Origin of the sequence: Streptomyces sp. NPDC057271, assembly GCF_042668715.1 — a bacterium.
In the GTDB taxonomy this organism is placed as follows: domain Bacteria; phylum Actinomycetota; class Actinomycetes; order Streptomycetales; family Streptomycetaceae; genus Streptomyces.
This window is the reverse complement of sequence record NZ_JBHUYJ010000185.1, coordinates 1-7,880: the sequence shown is the minus strand read 5'-3', so window position 1 is coordinate 7,880 and position 7,880 is coordinate 1. Positions and strand designations below refer to the sequence as shown.

Genomic DNA, 7,880 nt, shown 5'->3' with positions numbered 1-7,880 from the left:
TCGGCCGACAATTCTCATCAAGGACAGCCTGAGCGTCAGTCGTTTGGAGAGTCAGGCCGTCGGACGGTGCCAGCATCCATCCTCACTGTCGTTTGGTGCGGCCGGAATCCCGGTCTACTGTCTCGCCGTGTCACCGGGCAGGAGCCTCGCTCCACACCCGCTGACCTGTACTTATCCGTGCTGTCTCGTCCAGTCGAGCGGTATCGGAGGCACGTTGCCCTCTTCCTTCCCGCACACCGTCAGGAGCCCCGGTGTACCGCCTGAGATTACGAGCGCGGCTGGCTGCCGCGCGTGACCTGAGACCGGCGTCCGGGAGCTACCAACTCCTCTGACCCGGGCCGCCCGAGCGGCGGATACACATCGGCGCGGTGCCGACGGCTTTGCACGAGAAGTCGGCACCGCGCCTCCTACAAACACCGAGGAGCCGCTGCGATGCAGCATGCCCTGATACCTCCGCGCCCCGACCCGACGCCGTCACCCGGCCGGCACCGCCGCCTCGGTGAACGGCGGCGGCGATGAAGAAGACCACCAAGGGCGTCGTCGGTCTCTGCGCAACAGCTCCGCTGCTGCTGGCCGTTCCGATTCTCGCCATTGGGGCCGGGACCGCCTCGGCCGCCTGCTCGACCGGCGCGGCACAGGATGTGGATACCGCCGCCGTCGCCACCCAGGTGAAGGCCATCCTCGACGGCGGCGACAAGGACTCGGTCTCCGTGCCGGGCCTGGACGACCCGGCCGAGCAGGTGCCCAACGCCAAGACGATTCAGGCCACCGGCGTCGCGATGAACATCCCGGCCCGCGGGCAGGTCGTGGCCCTGGCGACCGCCCTGCAGGAGAGCGGCCTTCGGAACCTGACCTACGGCGACCGCGACTCGCTGGGGCTTTTCCAGCAGCGGCCGTCGATGGGCTGGGGCACGGCGAACGAGATCCTCGACCCGGTGCACGCCTCGACCAAGTTCTACGAGGGGCTGCAGAAGGTCTCGGGCTGGCAGTCCCTGTCGATCACGCAGGCTGCCCAGGCGGTGCAGCGGTCGGGCTTCCCGGAGGCGTACGCCAAGTGGGAGCCCCTGGCCACCGCTCTGCAGAAGGCCATCGAGCCCCTGCTGCCGAAGGCCGGTGGCACGTCACCGGACCCTTCGCCGTCCGGCTCGGCCGACACTGGCAGTCCTGCGCCCGGTATCGCGGGGGGTTGCGGTGCCGAGGGGGACGGGACCGACTTCGGCACCATCCCGCCCGGCGCGCTGCCGGCCGACTACAAGATCCCCGCCAACGCTCCGCGAGAGGTCCAGACGGCGATCCGGTGGGCGCTCGGGCAGCTCGGCACGCCGTACCAGTGGGGCGGGACCTGCACCGACTCTCACGGCAAGGACGCCATGGGCCGGTGCGATTGCTCCTCCCTGATGCAGCAGGCGTACAAGGCCGCCAGGGTCACCCTGACGCGCACAACGTACACGCAGGTCAAGGAAGGCAGGGCGGTATCGGTGGATGCCCTTCAGCCGGGTGACCTGCTCTTCACCGAGGGGACGGCCGCCGTACCCGAGCACGTCGGGATGGCCATCGGGCAGGGCCTGATCGTGCACGCCCCGCGCACCGGCGACGTCGTCCGCATCACGACCCTCGCCTCCTGGAAACCGCGGATTCTCGCGGCCCGCCGAGTCATCTGACCGGCGCTTCTCCCCCTTCCCCTTTCCTCGCACCGCCGCTTCGCCCCAGCGGGCTTTGACGTGCATGTAATCGAACCGGAGTTCCCCATGTATCTCGCTGACCAGGTCATTCAGCTCGCCTACGATCCCGGAATCAAGCCGAACGAGGGCGGTCTGCCGGGCCTGTCCGTCCTCAAGCAGGTGATGGGCTCGATCAATCTCTTCGGGCTCATCGCCGTCGTCGGCGCCCTCGCCGTCAGCGCGGGCGTATGGGCCTGGGGTCACCACTCCGGCGGCCACCAGGCGGAGGCCAACGGCAAGAAGGGCGTGCTGGTGAGTGCCGGTGCGGCCCTTCTGCTCGGCGCGGCGAACGGCGTGGTGGCCTTCTTCAGCACGCTGGGGACGCAGGTCCACTGATGGCACAGCACTCCACCCACCCCGGCGGCGCATCTCGCGTGCGCCGCCGGGCGCTGCTCGGCACCGTCGTCCTGGTGGTGCTCGTCGCCCTCGCCGGCCTGGCCGCGTACCTCACCCGCGACGGCAGGAGCCCTTCCGAATCCCCTGCTCCACCGCCGAGTTCACCCTCGGGCTCCTCTTCGACCCCTTCGGCATCCGGGTCGTCCACTCCGCACACAGTTCCTCGTGCCCTTCCCGTCCCGCCGAAGACCCATGACCCGATCGCGTACGGGAAGGCAGCCGCAGCAGCGCTGTGGTCCTACGACACCCGTGCGTACTCGCAGCCCGAGCTGCGGAAGGCTCTGCGCGGGTGGCTGACCACGGAGACCAAGTACGCCGACCCAGCCTCGGTCGACAAGGTCGTCCCCTCGGCGGTGCTGTGGAAGGAGATGGCCGCCAACGGCCAGTTCGCCACCGCCAAGGTGTACGAGGGGCACTTCCCGAACGCGTTCACCCGGGCCCTTCAGGAAGATCCCGGGGCGATCACCCAGGCGTACGTCTACGCCGTCACGGTCTCCGGTAAGCAGTCGATCGCCTGGAAGGGCTCGCCCGCCGGCGGTGCGGAGAGCCGTGGCACCACTCTCGCGGTCCAGTGCCGGCCCGACCGTCCCTGCGCTCTGGTCGGCGTCATGCCGTTCGTCGCGCCCTGATCCCCGTTCGAGAAAGGAGGTATCGCCATGGGAGTCTGCGACTTCCCGCTGATGGACAAGGTGTGCGGCGCCGTCGACTTCGCCACCAACCCCGCCGGAACCGTCACGGACGGCATCGGCGCGTGGATCGCGAAGTCGATGGGCGAACTGGCGGCCAGCGCCGCCGACCTCGCCGCCAAGGCCGTCAACGAGACGACCGCCATCGACCTCGACGCCGGATGGTTCCGGGACAACTACGAGCTCCTGTTGCCCATCGGGCTCGCTCTGACCGTCGGCATCTTCTGTATCCAGCTCACGACCGCGGCCTGGCGACGCGATGAGCGCGCTCTTGCTCAGGCTGCGTTCGGCACCATGACCGGTGTCCTCTTCAGCTTCTGCGCCATTGCCTTCACCTCTGTCGCCATCACCGTGGTCGACGCCCTGTCCGACGGGCTGTTCCAAGCAGCGAACACCTCCGTCGACGACGCGATCCGGCGCGTGGTGAAGGTCAACCAGTTGGGTGCGATGTACGGCCTCGGCTGGGGCGTCCCAGCCTTGGTCGCCCTCGGGTGCGCGATCGGTGCCTTCCTCTACTGGGGCGTCATGGTCGCCCGCAAGGTCGGCGTCCTGATCATGGTCTCGCTCGCCGTGTTCGCCGGTGCCGGCGGCGGCTGGGAGGTCGCCAAGCGTTGGCGGCGCGGCTGGATCGAGGCCACCGCCACCCTGGTCGTCTCCAAGCTCCTGATGACCGTGGTCTTCCTGATCGGCGTCTCCGCCATGGGCAAGAGCGACGCGAGCGACGGGATGGCGGCCCTGTCCGACGCGATGGCGGGCATCGTCGTGATGGTCCTCGTGCTGCTCTGCCCGTACGCGACGTACAAGTTCGTGCACTGGGCCGGCGACGGCGGCGGCCACGACGACCTGCACCGCACCGGCGTCGCCGGCATGGCGGTCGCCGTCGGCGCGGCGAAGACCGCGGCCACCCTGGCGATGCAGGCCGGCACCGGCACCCCTGCTCCGCAGGGTCCGAGCCAGGTCCCCGGCGCGGGCGCCGATGGCGTCGCCTCCGGCATCAATCCCGCCGGCGGCAACCTCAGCAAGGAGGGTATCGACGCCGGGCCGCCCAAGCAGCAGACCCGCTTCCGGTACGGCGAGGACCCGAACGCGACCGGCGACAAGGGCCGGGCCCTGATCCAGCGGCCCGGGATCCCCCCGCTGATCACGCGTCCCGGCGCGGACGAAGCGGAAGGGTCGGAGGTGGTCGCCCACGGCGTCATCGGCAGTTCCGATCATCTCGTCGGCGCGTCGGGACCGGGCGGCAGCATGACCTCCCTGCCGTCTGTCGGCCCCGCGTCTGTGCCGCCGCCCGCCGGACCGTCGGCCACCGGTTCTCCGACGCCGACGAACTGGGTGTTCCCCACCCAGCCGCCGTCGGGTTCCTGACCCATCACACCCGGGGCGGGCCGTACACCACGGCCCGCCCCACCCTGACCGACCAGCAGAGGAGTCCCCCATGACCTCCAGAAGAGCGCCGCGCGCCCCGTCCTTCGCCCGCTCCCACCGTCTGGAACCACCATGTCCGGCAAGCACCAGGCCCCTACGGCCACCGTGAAGTTCCCCCACCGCAGCAGGCGCGGCATCCTGCTCGGGCTGACCGCCCCACAGCTGATCGTCGCCAGCCTCACGGGCCTTCTCCTTCTCGCCGTCGTCATCACCCGCGGCGTGGTCGGCGCCCTCCAGCTCATCCCCCTGTGGGCCGTCATCGCCCTGTTCGTCTTCGTCCGCCACCGTGGCCGTGCCCTGGCGGAGTGGGCTCCGATCGTCACCCGGTACGTCCTGCGCCGGATGCGCGGCCAGCTCGTCTGGCTCACCCGGCCCTCCCGTCGGCCGACCCGCGAAGGACTCCTCCACCTTCCCGGCACCGCCGCCAGCCTGCGCGTGGTCACCGCCCCTGACGGCCGGTACGGTGCGGTCCAAGATCCCCACCGCGGCACGCTGACCGCCGTGGTAAAGGTCTCCTCCCGTGCCTACGCGCTCCTCGACCCGGGCACCCAGCAGGCCAACGTCAACGGCTGGGGACGCGCGCTGGCCGCGCTGGCCCGTACCGGGCAGATCGCCCGCATCCAGGTGATCGAGCGCACCGTCCCGGACTCCGGCGACGCGCTTCGCCGCTACTGGGAAGAGCACGGCCGACCCCACGCCCCCATGGCCGGCGCGATCTACAGCGAGCTGATCCAGAGCGCGGGCCCGGCGGCGGCACCCCACGAGGCGTACGTCGCGGTGGCGCTGGACACCAAGGCCGCGCGACGGCTGATCAACCAGGCCGGCGGTGGCCTGACCGGCTCCTTCAGCGTCCTGGCGCAGCTGACCTCCACCTTCGACCAGGCCGCGCGGACCGCTGGGCTCAACCCCACTGGCTGGCTCTCCGCCCGCGAGATCGCCGCCGTCGTGCGCACCGCCTACGACCCCAAGGCCCTCACGGCGCTGGACCGGTGGTCTACCGCTGGCCGTCCCGAGGCCGAGTCCGCCGCCGCCGGACCCGTCGTGGTCGTCGAGAAGGCGGACCACATCGCGACCGACTCGGCCGTCCATGCCACGTACTGGGTGGAGAACTGGCCGAGGACTGAGACGTCGGCCGGCTTCCTGCACCAGCTCCTGTTCACCGGCAGCGTCCGGCGCACGCTGTCGCTCTCCTACGAGCCGAAGGGACTGGACGCCGCACTGCGCGACGTCCAGCGCAAGAAGGCCAGCGTGATCGCCGATGCCGCCGAGCGGGCCCGGCGCGGCAAGGTCGACTCCGAGGCGGACTCGATCGAGTACCAGGACATCAAGTCCCGCGAGCGCCAGCTCATCGCGGGCCACGCCGATGTCGCCCTGACCGGGCTGCTGACCGTCTCGGCCGACTCCGAGGACGAACTCCGCTCCGCCTGCGCGGTCGTGGAGACCGCCGCCGTCGGCGCCCAGCTCGACGTCCGGCCGCTGACCTGGCAGCAGGCCGAAGCGTTCACCGCCGCCGCCCTGCCGCTCGCGCTCTCCGCCTGACGCCGGCCATTCCCTCCCTTCGAAAGAGCACCCTCATGTCCCGCACCGCCAGCCCGACCGCGCAGGACTTCGTGCCCTTCGCCACCGCCGCGCTCGACTTCCACCGCGCGCTCAACCTCCCCGGCGGCCCGCTCGTCACCAGCCGGGCCGAGCTGGACGCTCTGCACGCGCATCTCGTCTCGGTGCACGGGCTGCTCGACGCCCATGCCGCCCGTACCGGTCAGCTCGTGCCGATCGAAGGCGACCAGCTTCGCGCCGCCCGCACCCGCATCTGGCAGGCCGCCGACCACGTCCACGCCGCCTACCACGCGGCGCCCCGGCCGGACTCGGGCGAGGTGCCCGAACCCGAGGCGTGCCAGGCCGGCCTGCCCGAAGGAGCACCGGAGCTGACCATCTGCCAGCGCCACCAGCGCGCCGCACACCTGGTGCGCCGCCGTACGACCCCGGCCGACCTGAACACGCCGTTCACCGGCCTCGTCCGCCGCTGACCCCATCACCTGCCTGGAGAAACGTTCATGCCCCGTACCCGCGCCAGCGCCTCTCCCCTGTACGTGCCGCACAAGGCTTCGCGGGCCCAGCAGAGGGCCGCCCGAGCCGGATTCGCCGAGGCCCGCCGCCAGGCGCGTCTCGCCGGAACACCACCCAAGCACCGCGCCGAGGAAACCCTCGACCCGGAGCTGCGGCCGACCTACCCGCCGACCGGTCGTCCCGGTCCGGCCTCGGCCCGGGGCGGCAAGCTCAGCCTGCCCGCCCACCGGATGACCACAGCCACCGCTTCAGGGGCCTACCCCTTCGTGGCTGAGGGCGGCCTAGGGGCGGAGGGCATCTTCATCGGCCGCGACGTCCACGCCGAAGCCGCCTTCTGTTTCGACCCATTCTCGCTGTACCGCAGCGGCCGGATCGAGGGCTTCACCAACCCCAACGCGGTCCTCGCCGGGATCATCGGCATGGGCAAGTCCGCGCTGGCGAAGTCCATCGCCACCCGGTCGATCGCCCACGGCTACCGGATCTACATCCCCTGCGACCCGAAGGGCGAGTGGACCGGCGTCGCGCAGGCCCTCGGCGGCTACAGCATCGCCCTGGGCCCCGGCCTCCCCGGCCGGCTGAACCCACTGGACGCCCCGGCCCGGCCCGCCTCCGTCAGCCAGGACGACTGGGCGACCGAGGTCCGAAAGCGCCGTCTGCTGCTCCTGGCCGGCCTGGCGCGCACCGTGCTCAAGCGCGATCTGCTGCCGATGGAGCACACCGCCCTGGACCTCGCCCTCGACCTGGTCGTCGCCGAGGCCGCCGCACGTGGCACGGTGCCGCTGCTCGGAGAGATCGCGCACGCCCTCGGCTCGCCCGAACGCCTCGACCAAGCCCTCGGACACCAGGCCGGACACCTCGGGTCGGCCGCCCAGGACCTCGCGCACGCCCTGCGCCGACTGGTGCACGGTGACCTGAGTGGCATGTTCGATGCCCCCTCGACGGTGGCGTTCGATCCGACCGCGCCGATGCTGTCCATCGACCTCTCCCGCCTCGGAGGTTCCGGCGATGACACCGCCCTGGTCTTGGCCATGACCTGCGCCTCGGCATGGATGGAGAGCGCTCTGTCCGATCCGGACGGGGGTCGGCGCTGGGTGATCTACGACGAGGCGTGGCGACTGATGAGGCACGTGGGTCTGCTGGAGCGCATGCAGTCCCAGTGGAAGCTCAGCCGGGGTCTCGGCATCGCAAACCTCATGGTCATCCACCGGCTCAGCGACCTGCTCTCGGCGGGCGACGCCGGTTCACGCGGCCGTGTCCTGGCCGAGGGCCTCCTGGCCGACTGCTCCACCCGCATCATCTACCGCCAGGAGCCCGACCAGCTCGACGCCGCCGCCTCGCTGCTCGGCCTGACTGGCGTCGAGACCCAGGCGGTGTCCGCCCTGACCAAGGGCCGGGGCCTGTGGAAGGTCGCCGGCCGGTCCTTCATCACGCAACACATCCTGCACCCGGCCGAACGCGAACTGTTCGACACCGACGCCCGCATGTCGGCAAAGGTCCGTGAGTTCACGAATACTGACGTCGTAATCCCCATGAACCCAAGGGTGATGGGCCGATGACGCACCTTACCCAAGGGTCGGTTCGACTG

At 70.9% G+C, this 7,880-nt stretch carries 7 protein-coding genes; all 7 read left to right on the top strand.

Features of this window, described 5'->3' with window-relative positions; translation table 11 throughout:
• Positions 1 to 515 precede the first annotated feature (515 nt).
• The 7 genes from ACFUJR_RS38205 to ACFUJR_RS38175 all read left to right on the top strand — a co-directional run bounded on the left by ACFUJR_RS38205 (position 516) and on the right by ACFUJR_RS38175 (position 7,851).
• Positions 516 to 1,661, top strand: coding sequence for a C40 family peptidase (locus ACFUJR_RS38205; RefSeq protein ID WP_383180056.1), 1,146 nt, complete (start codon positions 516 to 518; stop codon positions 1,659 to 1,661).
• A gap of 87 nt (positions 1,662 to 1,748) precedes the next feature.
• A complete protein-coding gene (locus ACFUJR_RS38200) occupies positions 1,749 to 2,057 on the top strand; it encodes a DUF6112 family protein (protein WP_030195549.1) in 309 nt (102 codons plus the stop codon).
• Positions 2,057 to 2,746 (top strand): hypothetical protein, encoded by a 690-nt coding sequence (locus ACFUJR_RS38195; RefSeq protein ID WP_383180052.1) that lies wholly within the window; start codon positions 2,057 to 2,059, stop codon positions 2,744 to 2,746. The genes ACFUJR_RS38200 and ACFUJR_RS38195 overlap by 1 nt, the downstream gene beginning before the upstream one ends.
• A 27-nt stretch (positions 2,747 to 2,773) precedes the next feature.
• Positions 2,774 to 4,168 carry an ATP-binding protein gene (locus ACFUJR_RS38190; RefSeq protein ID WP_383180049.1) on the top strand — a complete coding sequence of 465 codons (1,395 nt, stop codon included), beginning with the start codon at positions 2,774 to 2,776 and terminating at the stop codon, positions 4,166 to 4,168.
• A 132-nt stretch (positions 4,169 to 4,300) separates the two neighbouring features.
• Positions 4,301 to 5,767, top strand: coding sequence for an SCO6880 family protein (locus ACFUJR_RS38185; protein ID WP_383180046.1), 1,467 nt, complete (start codon positions 4,301 to 4,303; stop codon positions 5,765 to 5,767).
• A 35-nt stretch (positions 5,768 to 5,802) separates the two neighbouring features.
• Positions 5,803 to 6,255: a DUF6238 family protein gene (locus ACFUJR_RS38180; protein WP_383180043.1), complete on the top strand. Its 453-nt coding sequence runs from the start codon at positions 5,803 to 5,805 to the stop codon at positions 6,253 to 6,255.
• Positions 6,256 to 6,282: 27 nt separating this feature from the next.
• Complete coding sequence (locus ACFUJR_RS38175; RefSeq protein WP_383180040.1) at positions 6,283 to 7,851, top strand: ATP-binding protein; 1,569 nt, start codon at positions 6,283 to 6,285, stop codon at positions 7,849 to 7,851.
• Positions 7,852 to 7,880 lie beyond the last annotated feature (29 nt).